Origin of the sequence: Burkholderia arboris, assembly GCF_038723655.1 — a bacterium.
GTDB lineage: Bacteria > Pseudomonadota > Gammaproteobacteria > Burkholderiales > Burkholderiaceae > Burkholderia > Burkholderia arboris.
Window position 1 is genome coordinate 296,094 of sequence record NZ_CP109823.1, and the last position, 18,338, is coordinate 314,431.

An 18,338-nucleotide genomic window follows, 5' to 3' on the forward strand; every position below is an offset into this window, starting at 1 on the left:
TGAGTCATGCCGACATACTAACAGTAGTTAGGTTGACGCCAGAAGAATCGAAATGCGCGAACGGATCGCCGCGCGAAGCAGGCGATCCGTTCGTTGTCCGTCCGGCCGGCCGGCACGATGCGCGGTTGCGCGCGCCGGCCGTGTACCGGTCGTGGTTCGCGTTACAGCGTGCCCTTGAAGAACGGCGCGAGCACGGAGACGGCTTCGTCGACGTATTGCGGGACGTCGTACAGCGACATGTGGTTCGCGCCTTCGACCACATGGAAGCGCTTGTCCGCGCTGGCGGCACGTGCGAACAGGTCGTCGCTCATCCACTTGCTGCCCGCGACGCTGCCAGCCACGATCTGCAGCGGCTGCGTGAGGAATGCTTCAGCCTTGTTGTACGCGTCGTACGTGATGATCTGGTTGAGGCTGCGGGCGGTCATGAAGCCGGGTGCGTTCGGGTGTTCGCAGCGCGGCGTATGGTAGTACTCCCATGCTTCTTCCAGTTCCTTGTTCGGTGCGTCTTCCTTGCGCATCGGCGCGAGCGGCAGCGTGGCCAGTTGCGCGCCCGACGCATCGCTGGTGCGTGCCTGCGAACCGTGCGCGATGTACGGGATCGCATCGGCGTCCTTCACGTTGTTTTCCCAGCCATTGCGGAACATCGAACCGATGTTGACCGCGCTGACCGTGCCGAGCGCCTTGATGCGCCGGTCGTTGATGGCCGCGTTGGCCGCGTAGCCGCCGCCCGCGCAGATCCCCATCGCGCCGATCCGCTCGACGTCGACGTACGGCAGCGTGGTCAGGTAGTCGACCACCGCGCTGACGTCTTCCGTGCGGATATACGGGTTTTCGAGCTGGCGCGGTTCGCCGGTGCTTTCGCCTTGATACGACGCGTCGAACGCGATCGCGACAAGACCGTTCTCGGCCAATTTCTGCGCGTACAGGCCGGCCGTCTGTTCCTTCACGCCGCCGCCCGGATGCGCGACGACGACGGCCGGGTATTTCGCGTTCGAATCGAAACCGGCGGGAACGTGGATCACGGCGGCAATCGTGATGCCCTGGCCGTTCAGGTTCTTGAAGTTGACTTTCTGCATGACGGGTAACTCCAGTGGTGGGTGGCAACGAGGTGATGTGATGCCATGGTAGGCAAGAAATTGATTCAGATATATGGGCTAAAACAGACTTCAGTGTTAAGTCTGCCTTTACAGAATCTAAGGCACACGCTTCGCCACGATGCGTTGCCCAAGGCCGCGATTGTTAAGGCTGGCATACGACTGATGTCAGATTTGCGCGCTTGAGTAATGCCAATCGGCCCCTACGATAGGAGGGTCCGCCGCACCACCGGCCCGGGCCGCGAGTCCAGCGTCGGTGAGGCGAGCGCCACATCACCGCGGCGTCGAGCCGCACGTTCCACTCCATGCCGCACCGTGAACGCACCGCGTGCGGCAGCCAATCAGGGATTCCCATGACTCAAGCATTTCAGACGCTGTTCCAGCCGCTTACGTTTCCGAACGGCGTCACGTTCCGCAACCGCGTGCTGATGGCGCCGATGACTACCTGGTCGTCGCATCCGGACGGCACGATTTCCGATCAGGAACTCGAGTATTACCGCCGCCGCGCGAACGGCGTCGGCGCGGTGCTGACCGGCTGCACGCACGTGACGGAAAACGGCATCGGCTTCACTGACGAATTCGCGGCGCACGACGATCGTTACGTGCCGAGCCTGCGCAAGCTGGCGGACGCCGCGAAAAGCGGCGGGGCGCCCGCGATCCTTCAGATCTTTCACGCAGGCAACAAGGCCGTGCCGACGCTCGTGCCGGATGGCGTGCTCGTCAGCGCGAGCGCGATGAAGGCGCCGCCGGGGCCGTTCAACAGCGGCGAGCTCGAGAGCCGCGCGCTGACCCATGACGAAATCGGCGAGATGATCCACGCGTTCGGCGAAACCACGCGACGTGCGATCGAAGCCGGTTTCGACGGCGTCGAACTGCACGGCGCGCACGGCTTCCTGATCCAGAATTTCTTCTCGCCGCGCTTCAATCGGCGCACCGATGCATGGGGCGGCTCGCTCGAGAACCGGATGCGTTTCCCGCTTGCGCTGGTTGCCGAACTCAAGCGCGTGATCGCGCTGCATGCGGATCGTCCGTTCGTGCTCGGTTACCGGATCTCGCCGGAAGAACCCGATGCGGACGGGCTGCGCATCGACGATGCGCTGACGCTGGTCGATCGCCTGATCGTCGCGGGCGTTGACTACATCCACGTGTCGCTGACGGACTTGCTGAATGCGAAACCGCTCGATGCGAGCGACGAGCGCCGCACGATCGAGCGCGTCGCCGGCATCGTACAGGGCCGCGTGCCGTTGATGGCGGCCGGCACGATCAGGACGCCCGAGCAGGCGGAAGCCGCGCTTGCGCTGGGCGTGTCAGTGGTGGCGGTGGGCAAGGGGCTCGTGATGAACCCCGGCTGGGTCGAGCATGCAAAGCGGGGCGACGCCGCAGCGATCAATACGCAGTTGAATCCGGCCGACGTGCCGCAGCTCGGGATTCCCGACAAGCTGTGGGGTGTCATCGACGCGACGACCGGCTGGTTCCCGGTACAGCGCGACACGCGTCCGGCCGCCTGAAGCAGCGATGCCGCCGACGGGGAAACCCGACGGCGGCATCGGTCGCGGCGCCTACAACGTGAGCTGCAGGCTAGGGCGAATCTCGAGTTCATTGACGAGCACGCCCGGCGGTTGCGCGAAGCTGTACACCAGCGCACGGGCGACGTCGTCGGGCAGCAATGCACCGATCGCGTCGCGACGCTCGCGCATCGCTTCGGCCGGGACGTTGTGCCCCCATTCGGTATGCACGGCGCCGGGGTAGATCAGCGACACACGGATGCCGTCGCCGGCCAGTTCCTGCCGCAAGCCTTCGCAAAAGCCGCCGACCGCGAACTTGGTCGCGCAGTACACGGCCCAGTTCGGTGCGCCCGTCTTGCCGCCGACGCTGGACACGGTAGAAATCATCGCGCCCGCGCGACCCTTCATCAACGGAATGGCCGCATGCGTGCAATGCAGCATGCCGTACAGGTTCGCGTCGATTTGCGTACGCCATTCATCGGGCCGGCTGTGTTCGAACGCACCGGCGATGCCCATGCCCGCGTTGTTGAACAACAGATCGAGCCCGCCGAAGTGCGCACGCACGGTGTCGAACAGCGCGGCGACCTGGGCGGCGTCGGAGACGTCCGCCGCCACGGCAAGCGCCGCATCGCCCAGCTCGGCGGCGAGCGTGTCGATCCGTTCCTTCCGGCGCGCGGTCAGGACGACCTTCATGCCTTCGGCGACCAGCAGGCGCGCGGCCGCTTCGCCGATGCCGCTCGACGCACCGGTAATCACAGCGATCTTGCCGTTCAGCTCCTGCAACTTCATCCGTGTCACCTCTTACATGAAGTACGGCTTGTCGCCGTCGCTGCCGGGCTGGTTGACGCCGAGGTTCTCGCCCACGTGCAACTCGGGCGAAACGACGATCCGCACGATCAGGTCGCCCACGCTCTTGCGCGACACCACGGTGCCCTTGAACGGTTCGTTCCTGCCCGTGAGTTCGTAGTCGATTTCGTCTTCGTCCGTCAGCCAGGCCGGGCGCAGGATCGTGTACTGCAGGCCGGATGCTTCGATCGCGTCGGCCGAGCGGCGGTACGGCTTGAGGTCTTCGCCGATGATCGCGTTGTTCCAGTCGCCGAACTTGCCGGGCACTTCGTCGTAGATACCGAGCGACAGCACGAAGACGAGGCGCTTGACGCCCGCCACCTGCATCGCCGCGATCACGCTCGCCGCTTGCGTGTCGAGATTCGCGCCGGCCAGGTTCGCGTAGACGATGTCCTGCCCTTGCACGGTGTTCAGCAGCAGCGTCCGGTCGAGCACGTCGCCGGTCACGACCCGCGCGTTCGCCGGCGTATCGCCGAGATTTTTGGGGTTGCGCACCAGCAAGGTCTGACGGACATTCCTGTCGGCCGCGAGTGCGTCGATCACCCAGCGGGCGATCTGGCCGTTTGCGCCCAGAATGAGGACGTGCTTCACGAGATGACTCCTTTTACGATGATTGCGATAGGTCGGCCGGCATGCGGGCCGGCGCGCACGCGGCGCGCCCGATCTCCCGGCACGCCGGCCGAGCCCGTCATGCGCCGATATAGGCGCCGTTGTCGACCACCAGCACGCGGCCGGTCACGGCCCGGCTCAGGTCGCTGGCGAAATAGAGGATCGCGTTGGCCTGGTCGTCCGGCTGCGTGAAGGGCAGGTCCTGGTTCGCGTACTTGCCCGCGTATTCGACCATCGTCGTGCCGCCCGGCAGTTCGCCTGCCGCCCAAGCCTGGGCCATCGGCGTGTCCGTATTGCCGGGCGCCACCGCGTTGCAGCGAATGCCGGTGCCCGAGAAGCGCACGGCGATGTTGGTCGTCATCGTGTTCACCGCGCCCTTGGTCGACGTGTAGGCCACGCCGCCGACCGGCAACGAGCCGTTGATCGACGTGACGTTCACGATCACGCCTTCGTTGCGCGGCAAATAGTGCTGGATCGCTTCGCGGCAGAAGCGGAACACGCCCGCGTAGTTGACCTGCACGACCTGGTCGAAGTGCTCGTCCGAGCATTCCTCGATGGAAACCATGTCGCCGTAACCGGCGTTGTTGACCAGGATGTCGACCTGGCCGAAGGCTTCGATGGCCTGCGCAAAGACCGTCTTCGGCGCGCCCGGGTCGGCCGAGTCGGCCAGCACGCCGATGGCCTTGCCGCCGGCCGCGACGATGCCGTTCACGGCCGCGTCGAGATCAGCCTGCTTGCGTGCGGTCAGCACGACGTTGGCGCCTTCCTGCGCGAACAGTTGTGCAGTCGCGAGGCCGATACCCTTGCTGGCGCCGGTGATGATGGCGGTCTTTCCGGAAAGCAGTGATTTCATGGGAAATGATTTCGTATGGTCAAAAGAAAACGGGCGTGTGCCACGCCCGTCCGGTGAGTGGCGTCGCGGCCTGCCGTGACGCCTAGAGGGTTTCCTTGAAGAAGGGCACGACCTTCGCCATCGCGATGCCGACCGGTTCGGGTTTGTCGTACAGGTCGTAGTGCGACCAGCCCTCGGCCACGACGATCCGCTTGTCCTTCGACGCCGCGCGGCCGTAGATCTCCCAGCCGTCGCGATACGCGCCGAAGCCGCCCGGCTTGTCGCCGATCACGACCAGCAGCGGCTGGGTCAGCAGCACTTCGGCGTTCAGGAACGCATCCCAGCCCATCGCGGCGCTGCTGAACGACATCAGCTGGCTCGTGGCGCCATTCGGCTGCTGGCCGCGTGCGGTCTTGTAGTACTCGGTGGCTTCGAGCACGTCGATGTCGGTGATGCCGGCCTGCTTGCCGGCTGCCACGGACTCGGGCAACAGGTTGGCGACGTGACGTTCGCCGCCCTGCGCTTCGGCGGTACGCATCGACGCCATGTTCTCGATGAACTCGACCGGCTTGAAGGCGGCGAAACCTTCACGGATCAGGCGGCCGTAGTTCACGCCGGTGATCGACACCAGCGCCTTGATGCGGTGGTCGGTAATGCCCGCATGCACGGTATAGGCGCCGCCGCCGCACACGCCGATCGCGCCGATGCGGCCGGCGTCGACGTACGGCAGCGACTGCAGGTAGTCGACCGCGAAGCGGATGTCGGACACGCGGATCGACGGGTCTTCGATGAAACGCGGCAGGCCGCCGCTCGCACCCTGGAAGCTCGCATCGTGCACCAGCACGACGAAGCCTGCCTCGGCCAGCCCCTTCGCGTAGATGTTGCCGGCGGTCTGCTCCTTGCAACTGCCGATCGGGTGCGTGCTGACGATGGCCGGGTACTGCTTGCCCTCGTCGAAACCCGGCGGGAAATAGAGATCGGCGGCCGTATCCCAGCCGAGGTTCGGGTAGGTGACGGTCTTGATCGGGGTTGTACTCATGAATTGCTCCAGTGTGAAGGGCATGGCAGCGCTGGTCCGCGCCCCGCGAGGGCTTGCTTCGACGCGCGTCGGGAAAGCGGCGCGAGCGCCGAGGCGGCCGGGGTAGCGCATGGCGGCACGTCGTACGGCGACGTGGGGTTCGTTCCAGCACGCGTCGTGCACCGGTTTGCGTGGCTGGCGATGTGAGACTGCGAATCGTCGCTCAATCGGCGATGCGTGCTGTCAGGTTCAAATGGTAGGAACCGAATCCACCATCGACAAGCGCCGCCCGGCTACTACACATGTAAGTCCCGCTTAACAATGCAGGAACCGGCTTGTCCCCCTGGAAGGTGATGCCCTGCTGCGCACGTGCTTCCTATCATCGGTCTCGTCGTTCGCCCTCGCGAACGCGACGACAACGATCACAACCGACAGGAGACGTGTCCATGACATTCAGCGTGTCGTGCCGGCCCCGGCATCGAGCCGTGGCAGCCGGCCATCCGGCGAGGACCCCATGACTTCAACGACAGTGACAAGCCAGGCATTGCACCTGGAACGCACGCCCGTGGACGGTGCTTGTCCCGCGTGCGACGCGACGATGCTCGCGCGCTATCCCGTGCATTCGGAGGGCGGCTGGTTCGACGTCGTCAAATGCCAGGCATGCCTGCATTCCATCCGGCGCGAGCCGGCGTCCCGGCTCGGGCCCGTGCTGCGCCTGCTGTCGGACACCCTGTAGGAGAGAACCCGGATGATTGCTATCGATGTAGGCGGTACGTTTACCGACGTGGTCTCGTTGCGCGACGGCCGCATCGAGACTGCCAAGATCTCGACGGACTATGACGACGTGACGAAACCGATTCTCGCCGGCGCGCGCGAATTGAACGTCGCCGATGCCAAGGCCTTCAACCACGCCAGCACGCACGGCCTGAACGCCGTCATCACGCGCCGGCTGCCGAAGATCGGATTCCTGACGACCGAAGGCCACCGCGACATTCTCGACATGGGGCGCGTCTGGCGTCCCGCCTCGGCGATCCTCGATCCGCGGTGGCGCCGCAGCTTCGGCGACGCGACGCGCCCGCTGGTGCCACGCTATCTGCGCCGCGGCATCCGCGAGCGGATCCTCGCCGACGGCTCGGTGCTGTTCCCGCTCGACGAAGCGCAGGCGCGCGAAGAGCTTGAAGTGCTCAAGCGTTGCGGCGTGACCGGCGTGTCCATCTGCCTGCTCAATTCATACCTGAATCCCGCCCACGAAGTGCGTCTCAAGGCGCTCGTGCGGGACGTGCTCGGCGACGTCGCCTGTTCGATCTCGAGCGAGGTTTCGCCGCTCGCGCGCGAGTATCCGCGTGCGTCGACGACCGTGATCGACACTTTCATGAAGATCATCTACGCGGATTACACCGAGCGGCTCGAGAACGGCCTGAAGGCGGCGGGCTTCGGCGGCGAGCTGAACTTCGCGGACTGCGCGGCGACGCTCGTGCCGGTGCGGCGCGCGATGGAGCAGCCGTACCGCATCGTGTTTTCCGGCCCGTCGGCGGGCGCGATCGGCAGCGCGCACTTCGGCGCGATGATCGGCGAGCCGAACCTGCTGTGCGCCGACGTCGGCGGCACGTCGCTCGACATCAGCGTGGTCACGGGCGGCGCGCCGTTCGTCAACACGTCGTTCGAACTCGAGCACGACATGGTGGTAAACGCGCTCGCGATCGACGTCACGGCGATCGGGGCGGGCGGCGGCAGCATCGTCGCGATCGGGCCGGCCGGCGAGATCCAGGTCGGGCCGGCGAGCGCCGGCTCGACGCCGGGGCCGGCCTGCTACGGTCGCGGCGGGTCGCAGCCGACCACCACGGACACCTTCCTGATGATCGGCGTGATCGACGAGCACGGCTTCGCGAACGGCGCGATCAAGCTCGACCGTGCGCTGTCGCGGCAGGCGTTCGAGCATCTCGACACGACGTTCACGCTGGCCCAGCGCGTGCGCTACGCGTACGAGATCGCGATCCACAACATCGCCGAAGGGCTGCTCAACGTGGCGATCAAGAACGGCATCGACCCGCGCGACTACAGCCTGATGGCGTACGGCGCGGCCGGGCCGATGCTGCTGCCGGGCGTGCTCGATTCGCTCAAGTGCAAGCAGGTGATCGTGCCGCCGAATCCCGGCCTGTTCTCCGCGCTCGGGCTGCTGTCGGCCGACCAGGTGTTCACCGCCAGCCGCAGCCACTACGCGATCCTTTCGGCCGAACTCGCGCCGCAGGTCGACGCGCTTTACGCGACGATGGAAGCGCAACTGCGCGAAGGGCTCGATGCGGGCGCACGCGTCACCTTCGAGCGCAGCTTCGACGCGCGCCTGGCCGGCCAGAGCTGGGAAACGCCGTTCGTGCCCGCGCCGAACGGCACGATCGACGCGGCCGCGATCGACACCATGATCGCCGCGTTCCACCACAGCTACGAGACGCGCTCGGGCAACCGCTTCGAGGCCTTCCCGGTGCAGGGCGTGACGTTCCGCGTGCGCGCCGTGCTCGAAACGCCGAAGGTCGCCTATCCGGAGCTGCCGGCGCGCGGCGCCGAGCCGCTGCGCCCGGCCGGCCGCACGACGCTGCGCTACCTCGGCGACCTGTCCGACGCGAGTGGCGAAGGGCACCAGGACGCGGCCGTCTATCACCGCGACGCGCTGCGTCGCGGCGACGTGATCGACGGCCCGGCGGTCGTCAACGAAGGCTTGTCGACCACGCACATCGGCGCGCGCCAGACCGCGACCGTGGGCCGCTTCGGCGAAATGCTGATCCGCAACAAGGAATGAGCGCACCATGAATCTCCTGACCGATATCGCCGCCGCACCGCACGCCGGCGACCCCCATGCGCGCATCCGCGCGCTGTCCGACGCGCAATTCCTGGAGCGGTATGCGTGTGAGCGCTTCACGGCGTCCGTGCTGATCAACCGGCTGCGCTACGCGGTCGAGCACATGTCGACCGGCTTCATGCGCGAAGCGTTCTCGCCGATCATCCGTGACTGGTACGACTTCGCGTGCACCCTCAGCGGGCCGCCGGAGATGGACTACCCGATGCCGGTGGTCAGCAACAGCCTGGTCGTGTTCCTCGGCACGATGGGCGACGCGGTGCGCAACGCGGTGCAGGAATACGGGCCGCACAACCTCGAACCCGGCGACGTGCTGATCTGCAACGACCCGTACCGCGTCGGCACGCACGTCAACGACGTCTGCTTCATCCGTCCGGTGTTCGTCGACGGCCGGCTCGTGTCGTTCGTCAACATGCGCGCGCACCAGCTCGACATCGGCGGCGTCGTGCCGGGCGGCTTCTCGGCAACCAAGCGCAACGTCTACGAGAACGGCCTCGTGATTCCGCCGATGCTGCTGTGGTCGAAGGGCAAGCCGGTGCGCTCGACGTTCAGCCTGATCTTCGACAACTCCCGCTTCGGCGGCCTGCTGCTGCCGGACTTCCACAGCATCGCCCATCAGCTGGAACTGGGTGAGCGGCTGGTGCGCGAAAACATCGCGCGCTACGGCCTCGATGCCTATTTCGGCAGCCTCGCCTACGCGTGCGACGTATCGGCCGAACGCATGCGCGACGCGATCGGGCGGATTCCCGACGGCGACTACACGGGCTCCGCGCTGATCGACGCGGACGGCGTCGACGCCAGCGTCGACTACCGCGTCAACATCACGCTGCGCAAGCGCGGCCACCGGATCGAGGCCGACCTGTCAGGCAGCTCCGCGCAGGCGCGCTCGTCGATCAACTGCGGCATTCTCGATGCGAAGACGGCGCTCGGCGTCGCGCTGACGCTGTTGCTCGACCCCGAGGCGCCGTTCACCTCGGGCACCTGGCGCGACATCGACCTGGCCGCGCCGGCCGGCACGCTGCTGACGTCGCTGCCGCCCGACGGCGCGATCATGATGTTCTGGGAGAGCAGCGGCGCGCTGGTCGCGGCGATCCTCAACGCGCTCAACCCGGTGCTCGGCGAGAACGCGGTGGCGGGCGACTACGGCTCGACCAGCACGCACAACGCATACGGCGTGACGCGTGCCGGCACGCCCTGGGCCAACGTGTGCCAGTGCGGCGGCGAGCACGGCCCGTGGGGCGCGACCAAGGAGGCGGACGGCGACAGCTACACCGTGCTGCTGACGCTCAACAACCTCGACCCGGCGACGGAATCCATCGAGGCCGATTCGCCGGTCGTGCTGCTGCGCAAGGAGCACGCGATCGACGGCGGCGGCGCGGGCACGCATCGCGGCGGCGCCGCGCACCTGAAGGACACGCTGTGGCTGACGGCCGCCGATCACCACAGCTCGCCGTTCCGCACGCGCGAACCGAGCGGCGTCGGCGCGAATGGCGGCAGTGCGGGCCCGTGCGGCGGCGTCTGGTTCTTCCCGCCCGCACGCGATGCTGACGGCCGCCCGGGCGCGCTGCTCGGCACCGGCCCGGACGTCTATGCGGCCAGTACGCCGGTCGCGGGCGTGCTCGACCCGCAGAGCAAGGTGCTCGACCCGCAACGGGGACGCTACCACTACTACGGGAGCCAGCCGGTGTGGAAGACCGAGCCGGGTGCGATCTCGCGCTACATCACGAACGGCGGCGGCGGGTGGGGCGATGCGTTCGCGCGCGATCCGGCGAAGGTGCTGGCCGACGTGCGCGACGAGTACGTGAGCATCGCGGGCGCGGCGCGCGATTATGGTGTCGTGGTGGTGGGTGATCCGCTTCGGGACCCGGAAGGGCTGCGCATCGACGAAGCCGGCACGCAACGCCTGCGCGCGGCGCGCTGACGGCGTTCGAACGCGAAACGTTCGCGTATGCACGGCCGGATGCGTCGGGTCGGGTCGGCTCGCCGGCCGTGCGCGGGTCGCATAGAGGAAAACACCAGCTATCAAACGTCACCCCGACTACCTAACATTTGATCGGTTCGGTTTCCGCCCCGGTGTCACACGCGGGCCGGAACCGGTATTCGATCAATCCACCCTGTTGGGGCAGACGGAGGCGAGCTTGTCCGGTGCGGCTATCAGATCGACCCATCCGCTCGACAGCCTGATCGGCGCGATCGGGAGCGCGGTGTTTCCCGAGCGGTTCGGCGCGTCGCTGCACGCTCTGTGCGGCGCGGAGCTCGCGTTCATTTTCCGAATCGTCGACGCGCGCCCCGTCGAATTCGTCTCGATCGGCTGCGACGGGTCCGACCGTGTCGAGCACGTGCGCAACACCTATCTCGGCGGCCAATGGTGGCAGTTCGACGACGAGATCAACGAACTCGGAACGAGCGGGAGCGACGACTGTCGGCTGCTGAAGACCGACTTCAAATTGTCGGCACCGCCGCGCTTGCAGCAGACGCTTTACGGGCAGCTGAACATCCGCGACCGGGTGCTGATGGGCGGCCGCGTCGACGGTCATCCGCTCGTGCTCGGCGTCACGCGCCCGGAACAATACGGCCCGTTCGCATCGCGTCACGTGGATACGCTGGCCGACCGCGCGGCGACGATCCTGTCGATCGTCGCCCGGCATTACGACCTCGCGATGCGCGCGCGCCGGCTGCCGAGCCTGCTGACCGACCTGGCCGAGATCGAGCGGCAGATCGCGCTGTCCCGCGAGCGGCTGACCACGCGCGAATCGGAGGTGTGCGCGCGTTATCTGTACGGCCTGCCGACGTCGGGGATCGCCGCCGATCTCGGCATCGGCACGGAAACCGTCGTCACGTATCGCAAGCGCCTGTATGAACGCCTGTCGATCGGCAGCCACCGGGAACTGCTGCTCTGGTATCTGAATCTCTGCAGCTGCCTGCAATGAAGGCCCGCGCGGTGTCGCGGCTCCGCCTTTTCGCTTCCAGTGCCCGTCATTCCGAAGCACGAAACGGTATCGCCGCGCGAATTGACTTGCCTGCACGCCGGAATCAGGCTGGTTCACATTGCGTCCAGCCGCCGTGCAGCCGGGGCCGCCCGCGACCGCTGCATCTCGGCGATCGCCGGACGGCATGCGCATATCGGCCGCAAACGCCCAAATACATTCAGCGTCGCAAAGGCCGGGACGGGCCTTGCGATCAGAAGACAGACGATACGGATCCGCCGTGGTGAGATGACCAGTGCACCGGTCATCGTTCATGGATGGATTGCCAATGGACTCGCTCCCGGATGGTCTTTCGCTGAAGGGATTCCGCTTTGCACGACATCGCGGCCAAACCGGAAATCCCCACTTCCGACGGCGACCGATTCTGGTTCAGGGCCAACGGTCAACAGAACGCGCGCTGCCTCCGGGCCGTCACTTGATCTGCTTCTGAACCAGCGCGATTACGGCACCTGCAACGGAGATGATCGCGATCACATAGAAGCAATCCAGCACGCTCATGAAGCTTGCTTGATGTGCCGCCATTCGGGCAAATTCCCCGAGGGCGGCACCTTCGGCCTGTGCGGTATTCATGCCCTGTTCGACGAATTCGCGAGCCGTCGACTGCAGCGCGTTCTCGAAGATCGGGTTGCAAGGCGTCGCAAACTCGGCCAGCCGGGTTTGATGGAGTGCGAGGCGGTGTTGATCCAGGATGATGACGGACGCAGTCGAGAGCGAGTAGGCGAGTTGCTTGACGATATTCTTCAGCCGGTAGCCGTGCGTAAACTCGTGATCGGGGAAGATCTGGAATGCCACGTTTCCGTTGGGCAGGGCGATGAACATCAACAGGAAACCGCGTACGATCAACGGCGCGAGGAGCCACGGCGCGCTCACATCCGGTGGAAGGTTCATGAACCACACGGCGATGAACGTGGCCATCAGAAATCCCGGAACGATCAGCAGTTTTTTGCGCGTGACGAACTTCGCGTACCGGAAGTACAGGAAGGCCATCGCGATCGACGACAGTGAGGTGAATCCGACGATTCGACCCGCGTTCTCCACGGGATACCCGAGCCCGCCTTCGAGCAGCCGGGAAATCAGGTAGCCGATCGCGTTCGTGATGTAGTAGTAGAACGCATACAGAAGGATGGCGATTCTGAATGGCCCTTCGCGCAACGCATTCAACCGGATAAGCGGCTTGGGATGGTTCCATTGTTGCCACGCAACCCACCCGAGCGCGAGCAAACCCGTCGCGGTGAGGAGCAGCAGTACCGGCGACGTACTGAACAGCTCGAAGCGGACCTGCTGGGCGACGATCTGCAGCGCACCCAGGGCGACTGCGAAAACCAGGTAGGGCCAGAGGTGCGTATCGCTGCGCAGTGCCGGCTGGCGCTTGCCGATATGCGGGACGACCAGGAATGCGAATACCGCCAGTGCGAGTCCGGCTACCGTCGTGCAGAGGAACAGCGCATGCCAGCCAAAGTTTGCAATGAGGACCCCGCCGATCAGCGGCGCGAGCGCGCTCGCCAACAGAATGATCGTCAGGAACAGGCGCGTCGCTGACGGGCGATTCTTCGGCGAGAAACCGGTCTGAAGGAGGATCCGGCAGGTGCCAAGCATCGGCCCGATGAAATAGGCTTGAAAGCCTCGCGCCATCGCCAGTTGCAATGACGTCGTGCTGACGGATGCCGCCAGCGAGCCGATCGCGAACATCAGCAGGCATCCACTGAGGTAGCGACGGAACCCGATTCGCTCGATCAGCCATTGCTGTTGAAGAATACCCAGCACCGATGCGACAGCGTAAGCAGACGACGACCACACCAGTTCGTCGGGCGGCACATTGATGCCGCCGGCCACGTAGCTGCTGAAGAACGAGAACGCCGTGTTGTCGAAATAGTCGAGTCCGACCGACAACGCGACGGCCCACGGAAAGAAGTCGTTGCGAAGATGGCGGAACGTCAGCGATCGCGCATGGGAGAATGCCATGATCAAGACTCTCCGTTGACGGAATCGCGCGACGCAGAACGGCGCTCGCGCGCGGCAAGACGTTCGCCTTCCAGGGCATCCGAGGGTGTGCCGGCGAGTCGTCGACGCAAGTAATCGAGATCGTCGTTCAGCTCGTTGCGTAGTGTTTCGGCATCCGTCAATTCACGTCGAACCTGCACGATCCGGGCATTCAGGCGCGTGATCTGCTCCGCAAGACCCGACGAAATCTCGTGCAACGACTCGGCGGAATACTGCCTGCGGCCGCCGGCCTCGATCGCCAGCGGCTGCTTGAGCATTTCGGTGATGCCTTGTAGCGAAAACCCAAGGGAGCGCAGACGCAGGATCCGTCTTAGCCTGTCCAGATCCGCGGCACTGTAGAGCCGGTACCTCCCATCGCTCCTGGCGGGAATCACAAGGCCGAGCTCCTCGTAATACTTCAGTGTGCGCGGCGTCACGGACAGTTGCCGGGCGGCCTCGCGAATCGCGACGAGTGGTGAAGTCCTGGCTTGCATCGGTCGAAAGAAGAAGGAGGGCGATCGCCTGCGCATACGGCGTCATGCGGCGCGCTTGGGCACCACCTGAAACGTAAACGTCTGCGTACAGGTTTGTACGAAAATGAAGCGCCGACGTTCGGTCGGCGCTTCGTTGAGTCGGACTGGCGTGCCGGAAGACACGCGGTCGATCCGCTACACGGAATCAGGACCCGCGTGCCCCACCGATTCGGCTGCCCGTGCCGATGCGTGCATCACACGGGAACGATCACACCGTCAGGCCATGACGATGGTCTTCGATTCCATGAACGCGGCCAGCCCTTCGACACCGCCTTCACGCCCGATGCCCGACTGCTTGAACCCGCCGAAGCCGATCGAGAAATCGGTGCGCGGGCCATTGTGGCCGACCGTACCCGAGCGGATCTGCCGTGCCACGTGCAGCGCACGGGCGCTGTCGTTCGTGAAGACCGCGGCATTCAGGCCGAACGGCGTGTCGTTCGCCATCGCGATCGCGCTCGCTTCGTCGTCGGCGGGAATGACGCTCAGCACCGGGCCGAAGATTTCTTCCTGTGCGATCGTCGAACGATTGTCCACGTTGCCGAACACCGTCGGCTCGAAGAAGAAGCCTCGCTCCAGCCCGGCCGGCCGTTTGCCGCCGGCCGCCAGCGTTGCGCCTTCCGCAATGCCCTTGGCGACGAACCGCTCGACGGTTTCCCGCTGCCGTGCGCTCGCGAGCGGGCCGGAGGTCGTTTCCGGCGCGAACGGATCGCCGACCACGATCTTTTTCGCGGCGTTCGCCAGCGCTTCGACCATCGCATCGTGCTTCGCACGGGGAACAATCACGCGCGTCAGGCTGTGGCATATCTGCCCGGTGTTGTAGCCGAAATAGGACGGGCCGAGCACGTTTGCCGCGGCTTCGATGTCGTAGTCGTCGAGAATGACAGCCGGCGATTTGCCGCCCAGTTCGAGCGTGACGCGCGCGACCCGATCACCGGCGATCGAAGCGATCCGGCGGCCGGCACCGGTCGATCCCGTGAACGTGATCTTGTCGACGCCAGGATGGCGGACCAGTTCCTCGGACACGTCGCGATCGGCCGTCACGACGTTGATCACGCCGGGCGGCAAGCCGATTTCTTCGCAGATCTCGGCGAACAGGTAAGCCGAGCAGGGCGCTTCGGGCGACGACTTGATCACCAGCGTGCAGCCTGCGAGCAGCGCCGGCGCGGTCTTGTACGCCATCAGGCCGGCAGGGCCGTTCCACGGAATGATCTCGCCGACCACGCCGACCGGCTCGTATACGCGATAGCCGAGATTGCCGGTCACCGACCGGTGTTCCTCGACAAACGGAAAGGTCGATGCCATTGCCGCGTACTGGCGAAATGCGCCGCTGATGAACAGCCCGATACGGGGCTGGGCAACCTTGTAGACGATCCCGGTTTCGATCGCCCAGATACGCGCAAAATCGTCATTCAGCGCTTCCAGCCGCTGCGCGAACTTCTCGAGATAGACCGCGCGTTCCTGCGGCGTCATCCGCGGCCACGGGCCGTTGTCGAACGCGTCGCGCGCTGCCGTGATGGCGCGCTGCATGTCGGCGGACGCCGCCTTCGCGACGGTCGCCACGACTTCTTCCGTCGCGCAATCGAGCACGTCGAACGTTTCGGAGGTGGACGGCTGGACCCATTGCCCACCGATATAGAACTCTCGAGGATGCTTGAGGTCGATCGTTCTCTTGGTCATCTGAATCTCCATGGCCGCCGTGGGCGGCACTTTCCAAATTCCGGACAGCACAGAGGTGTGCGTGCCGTCAAAATACGATGACGCCCTTGCCACTCGTCTGTTGATTGAAGTGAGCGTAGGCGTCACCGGCTTGCTCGAGACTCCACTCGTCGGTAAAGAGCTTGTCTACCTCGACGCCGTGATCGGCGATGAAGTGAGCACAATCCTTCATCCCGACTTCGGAGAAGGTGAAGGAGCCGATCAGCGTCCTTTGCTTGCCGATCAGGTCCTTCATCGCGTCGATGGTCAGGTTCCCGCCGACCGCGACGAGAACGACGCGCCCCCACACTTTCGTGCTGCGAATGGCCTGTGCGCGCGGCAATTCGCCGCCGGCACATTCGACCGCACAGGACGCGCCTTTTCCGCCGGTCAGCTTGTGAATCTCGTCGACCGGGTCGACTTTGCTCGCATCGATGCCGTGCGCGACGCCAAAGGCTTTCGCGCGTTCGACGCGATCCGGATTGATGTCGACGCCGATCACCTCGATGCCCATCGCGGCGGCGAGTTGAGCCGTGGAGAGCCCGACCGGGCCCAGGCCATAGACGGCGAGCGTGTCGCGCGCACTGATATCCAGGCGCAGCAGCGCGCCGTAGGCGGTGCCGGTGCCGCACGCGATGGCCGCGCCGCCCTTGAACGACACTTCCTGCGGCAGATGGACCAGCGACGATACCGGTACCTTCATGTAGTTCGCATGCCCGCCGTGGCTCAGCACGCCGTAGATGCGTGCGCCGCGATCGCACAGCTGGGTCCAGCCCGTCCGGCAGTGATCGCAGCAACTGCAGCCCGCGTAATGAAAGACCATCACGCGGTCGCCGACCCGAAACGTGCCGGGATCGACGCCGGGGCCGACCGCGGCCACGACGCCGCACGGTTCATGTCCGCCGATGACCTGCGCTGATTCCATCCGGTCGCGCATGCCGAGCATGCCCAACGACTCCGCCATGCCGTGGCGGTAATAGTGAAGGTCGGTCCCGCACATGCCGGACGCCTTCATTTCGATGACGGCTTCCCCGTATCCGGGAACGGGGTCGTCGAAATTGAGAACGTCGACCTTGCAATTTCCCTGAAAGACCATGCCACGCATGAGAATTCTCCAACTGCTGGTACGTGAGCCGGCGTGTGCGTGGCGGCTCGTGCGCGAGGCATCCGTGTTCCGATACCGGCGCGGCGAGCTCGGGCGCGACGCGCGGCGCAGGTCAATGAATGGTCAATCCGCCGGTCGGACTGAGCGTTGCACCGGTCAGATAGGCCGACTCGGCGGACGCCAGGAACGCAACGACCTGACCGATATCGGTCGGTGCCGCGACACCGAGCGGGCACCCGGCGACGACCTTCTCGTATTGCTTGCGGTGCTGCTCCGATACCTTGCTGTCGGCGCCGAATACGGCGTCCCACGACGGGCTGTCGCGCACGACCGTCACGCACACGCAGTTGACCCGGATCTTGTCCCGCGCCAGTTCCTTCGCGATGACCTTGCTCGCGCGGATCAATCCGCCGGCAAACGTCGACACGGCGGTTTGACCGGGCGTCGGCACCCGGCCGCCTTCCGACGTCACGAAAATCACGCTGCCTCCGCCCCGGGCACGCAGGAAGGGCACCGCGGCCTGGACCGGAAAGAGCTTGGCCGCCGTGTTTTCCGCAACGACCGCAGCGACACGCGCCAGGTCGATATCGGCAAACGGGCCACGCACCTTCGGAGAGCGAGCCTCGTCGTCATTGCCGCCGGCATTGGCGACGACGATGTCGATGCCGCCGTAGCGACGGGTGGTCTCCTCGGCCAACGCGTCCATGTCGGTTTTGGTTCGAACGTCGCCGGGCAGAAAATCCGCCTGGCCTCCGGCCTGCCGCAGTTCGGCCAGGACCGGCTCGGCCTTTGCCGCGCTTCGCCCGTTGATCACGACCGTTGCGCCGCGCGCTGCCAGCTTCAAGGCGATGCCTCTGCCGATCCCGCCGGTGCCGCCGGTGACGATGGCTACTTTCCCTTCAAGACTGCTCATCGAAAATTGCCTTCAAGACAGTGAGAATTGCGTTCGAACGTGTCGTCAGGTCGAGTACGCCCGGCACAGCCGATCGCGCGTATCCGCCGACGGATCGACGATGACGGCCGGATCGAAGCTTGCCGAATCAATGGCCCGCCGCGCATCGGTGTGAGCAATGATAGGGACGAAGAGGCGTTAATCCGAGTGCTGTTTCTCGAACCGGGCATTGCGTTTTTTCGAACCTGAACACCAACGCGCGTCGACGCCGGATGCGCGAACACCCGGCTGACCGACGAACCAGCAGGCAGGCCGGCGATCCTGACGTCATGCGGCCCGGCATGCCGGTTCGCGAAACCGCAACGCCGTCTTCGCGAATTCGCATTTGTAC

At 65.5% G+C, this 18,338-nt stretch carries 15 protein-coding genes; 5 read left to right on the forward strand and 10 right to left on the reverse strand.

Translation table 11 applies throughout. The features are described 5' to 3' along the window. Window positions 1–161 precede the first annotated feature (161 nt). The gene (locus OHZ10_RS34010) at window positions 162–1,076 is read right to left on the reverse strand and encodes an alpha/beta hydrolase (protein ID WP_256087392.1); all 915 of its coding nucleotides are present in this window, start codon (window positions 1,074–1,076) and stop codon (window positions 162–164) included. 371 nt (window positions 1,077–1,447) lie between these two features. Here OHZ10_RS34010 and OHZ10_RS34015 point away from each other — a divergent pair, with 371 nt between their 5' ends. Continuing rightward, on the forward strand, window positions 1,448–2,602 hold the full coding sequence (locus OHZ10_RS34015; protein WP_256087393.1) for an NADH-dependent flavin oxidoreductase: 1,155 nt from the start codon (window positions 1,448–1,450) through the stop codon (window positions 2,600–2,602). 51 nt (window positions 2,603–2,653) lie between these two features. Here the strand turns inward: OHZ10_RS34015 and OHZ10_RS34020 are convergent, their stop codons facing one another. The 4 genes from OHZ10_RS34020 to OHZ10_RS34035 form a co-directional block, all read right to left on the reverse strand. Continuing rightward, window positions 2,654–3,388, reverse strand: coding sequence for an SDR family oxidoreductase (locus OHZ10_RS34020; RefSeq protein WP_059241706.1), 735 nt, complete (start codon window positions 3,386–3,388; stop codon window positions 2,654–2,656). Window positions 3,389–3,400: 12 nt separating this feature from the next. After that, window positions 3,401–4,036 carry an SDR family oxidoreductase gene (locus OHZ10_RS34025; protein WP_256087394.1) on the reverse strand — a complete coding sequence of 212 codons (636 nt, stop codon included), beginning with the start codon at window positions 4,034–4,036 and terminating at the stop codon, window positions 3,401–3,403. Between the two features lie 97 nt (window positions 4,037–4,133). After that, the gene (locus tag OHZ10_RS34030) at window positions 4,134–4,907 is read right to left on the reverse strand and encodes an SDR family NAD(P)-dependent oxidoreductase (RefSeq protein WP_059241710.1); all 774 of its coding nucleotides are present in this window, start codon (window positions 4,905–4,907) and stop codon (window positions 4,134–4,136) included. An 82-nt stretch (window positions 4,908–4,989) separates the two neighbouring features. Then, window positions 4,990–5,925 (reverse strand): alpha/beta hydrolase, encoded by a 936-nt coding sequence (locus OHZ10_RS34035; RefSeq protein ID WP_256087395.1) that lies wholly within the window; start codon window positions 5,923–5,925, stop codon window positions 4,990–4,992. A 493-nt stretch (window positions 5,926–6,418) separates the two neighbouring features. Here OHZ10_RS34035 and OHZ10_RS34040 point away from each other — a divergent pair, with 493 nt between their 5' ends. From OHZ10_RS34040 to OHZ10_RS34055, 4 genes are all read left to right on the forward strand, one after another. Next, window positions 6,419–6,640, forward strand: coding sequence for a hypothetical protein (locus OHZ10_RS34040; protein WP_048027079.1), 222 nt, complete (start codon window positions 6,419–6,421; stop codon window positions 6,638–6,640). A 12-nt stretch (window positions 6,641–6,652) separates the two neighbouring features. Beyond that, window positions 6,653–8,698, forward strand: a complete 2,046-nt coding sequence (locus OHZ10_RS34045) for a hydantoinase/oxoprolinase family protein (RefSeq protein WP_342706379.1) — start codon at window positions 6,653–6,655, stop codon at window positions 8,696–8,698. 7 nt (window positions 8,699–8,705) lie between these two features. Beyond that, on the forward strand, window positions 8,706–10,676 hold the full coding sequence (locus OHZ10_RS34050; RefSeq protein WP_256087397.1) for a hydantoinase B/oxoprolinase family protein: 1,971 nt from the start codon (window positions 8,706–8,708) through the stop codon (window positions 10,674–10,676). Window positions 10,677–10,893: 217 nt separating this feature from the next. Then, window positions 10,894–11,685, forward strand: coding sequence for a helix-turn-helix transcriptional regulator (locus OHZ10_RS34055; RefSeq protein ID WP_342706380.1), 792 nt, complete (start codon window positions 10,894–10,896; stop codon window positions 11,683–11,685). 468 nt (window positions 11,686–12,153) lie between these two features. On the opposite strand, the gene OHZ10_RS34060 is transcribed toward OHZ10_RS34055, so the two are convergent. The 5 genes from OHZ10_RS34060 to OHZ10_RS34080 all read right to left on the reverse strand — a co-directional run bounded on the left by OHZ10_RS34060 (window position 12,154) and on the right by OHZ10_RS34080 (window position 17,968). Further along, window positions 12,154–13,704 (reverse strand): MFS transporter, encoded by a 1,551-nt coding sequence (locus OHZ10_RS34060; protein ID WP_342706381.1) that lies wholly within the window; start codon window positions 13,702–13,704, stop codon window positions 12,154–12,156. A 2-nt stretch (window positions 13,705–13,706) separates the two neighbouring features. Then, entirely contained in the window at window positions 13,707–14,216 is a 510-nt protein-coding gene (locus tag OHZ10_RS34065) for a MerR family transcriptional regulator (RefSeq protein WP_342706382.1), read from the reverse strand. A 255-nt stretch (window positions 14,217–14,471) separates the two neighbouring features. Then, window positions 14,472–15,932 carry an aldehyde dehydrogenase gene (locus OHZ10_RS34070; protein ID WP_342706383.1) on the reverse strand — a complete coding sequence of 487 codons (1,461 nt, stop codon included), beginning with the start codon at window positions 15,930–15,932 and terminating at the stop codon, window positions 14,472–14,474. A gap of 67 nt (window positions 15,933–15,999) precedes the next feature. Continuing rightward, the gene (locus OHZ10_RS34075; RefSeq protein WP_342706384.1) at window positions 16,000–17,055 is read right to left on the reverse strand and encodes a zinc-binding dehydrogenase; all 1,056 of its coding nucleotides are present in this window, start codon (window positions 17,053–17,055) and stop codon (window positions 16,000–16,002) included. A 112-nt stretch (window positions 17,056–17,167) separates the two neighbouring features. Further along, window positions 17,168–17,968 carry an SDR family NAD(P)-dependent oxidoreductase gene (locus OHZ10_RS34080; RefSeq protein ID WP_342706385.1) on the reverse strand — a complete coding sequence of 267 codons (801 nt, stop codon included), beginning with the start codon at window positions 17,966–17,968 and terminating at the stop codon, window positions 17,168–17,170. Window positions 17,969–18,338 lie beyond the last annotated feature (370 nt).

What these genes read in the sequence shown, in the direction of transcription:
- OHZ10_RS34010 (WP_256087392.1), bottom strand. Translation starts at nt 1,076, where the DNA reads ATGCAGAAAGTCAACTTCAAGAACCTGAACGGCCAGGGCATCACGATT.
- OHZ10_RS34015 (WP_256087393.1), top strand. Translation starts at nt 1,448, where the DNA reads ATGACTCAAGCATTTCAGACGCTGTTCCAGCCGCTTACGTTTCCGAAC.
- OHZ10_RS34020 (WP_059241706.1), bottom strand. Translation starts at nt 3,388, where the DNA reads ATGAAGTTGCAGGAGCTGAACGGCAAGATCGCTGTGATTACCGGTGCG.
- OHZ10_RS34030 (WP_059241710.1), bottom strand. Translation starts at nt 4,907, where the DNA reads ATGAAATCACTGCTTTCCGGAAAGACCGCCATCATCACCGGCGCCAGC.
- OHZ10_RS34035 (WP_256087395.1), bottom strand. Translation starts at nt 5,925, where the DNA reads ATGAGTACAACCCCGATCAAGACCGTCACCTACCCGAACCTCGGCTGG.
- OHZ10_RS34040 (WP_048027079.1), top strand. Translation starts at nt 6,419, where the DNA reads ATGACTTCAACGACAGTGACAAGCCAGGCATTGCACCTGGAACGCACG.
- OHZ10_RS34045 (WP_342706379.1), top strand. Translation starts at nt 6,653, where the DNA reads ATGATTGCTATCGATGTAGGCGGTACGTTTACCGACGTGGTCTCGTTG.
- OHZ10_RS34050 (WP_256087397.1), top strand. Translation starts at nt 8,706, where the DNA reads ATGAATCTCCTGACCGATATCGCCGCCGCACCGCACGCCGGCGACCCC.
- OHZ10_RS34060 (WP_342706381.1), bottom strand. Translation starts at nt 13,704, where the DNA reads ATGGCATTCTCCCATGCGCGATCGCTGACGTTCCGCCATCTTCGCAAC.
- OHZ10_RS34065 (WP_342706382.1), bottom strand. Translation starts at nt 14,216, where the DNA reads ATGCAAGCCAGGACTTCACCACTCGTCGCGATTCGCGAGGCCGCCCGG.
- OHZ10_RS34070 (WP_342706383.1), bottom strand. Translation starts at nt 15,932, where the DNA reads ATGACCAAGAGAACGATCGACCTCAAGCATCCTCGAGAGTTCTATATC.
- OHZ10_RS34075 (WP_342706384.1), bottom strand. Translation starts at nt 17,055, where the DNA reads ATGCGTGGCATGGTCTTTCAGGGAAATTGCAAGGTCGACGTTCTCAAT.
- OHZ10_RS34080 (WP_342706385.1), bottom strand. Translation starts at nt 17,968, where the DNA reads ATGAGCAGTCTTGAAGGGAAAGTAGCCATCGTCACCGGCGGCACCGGC.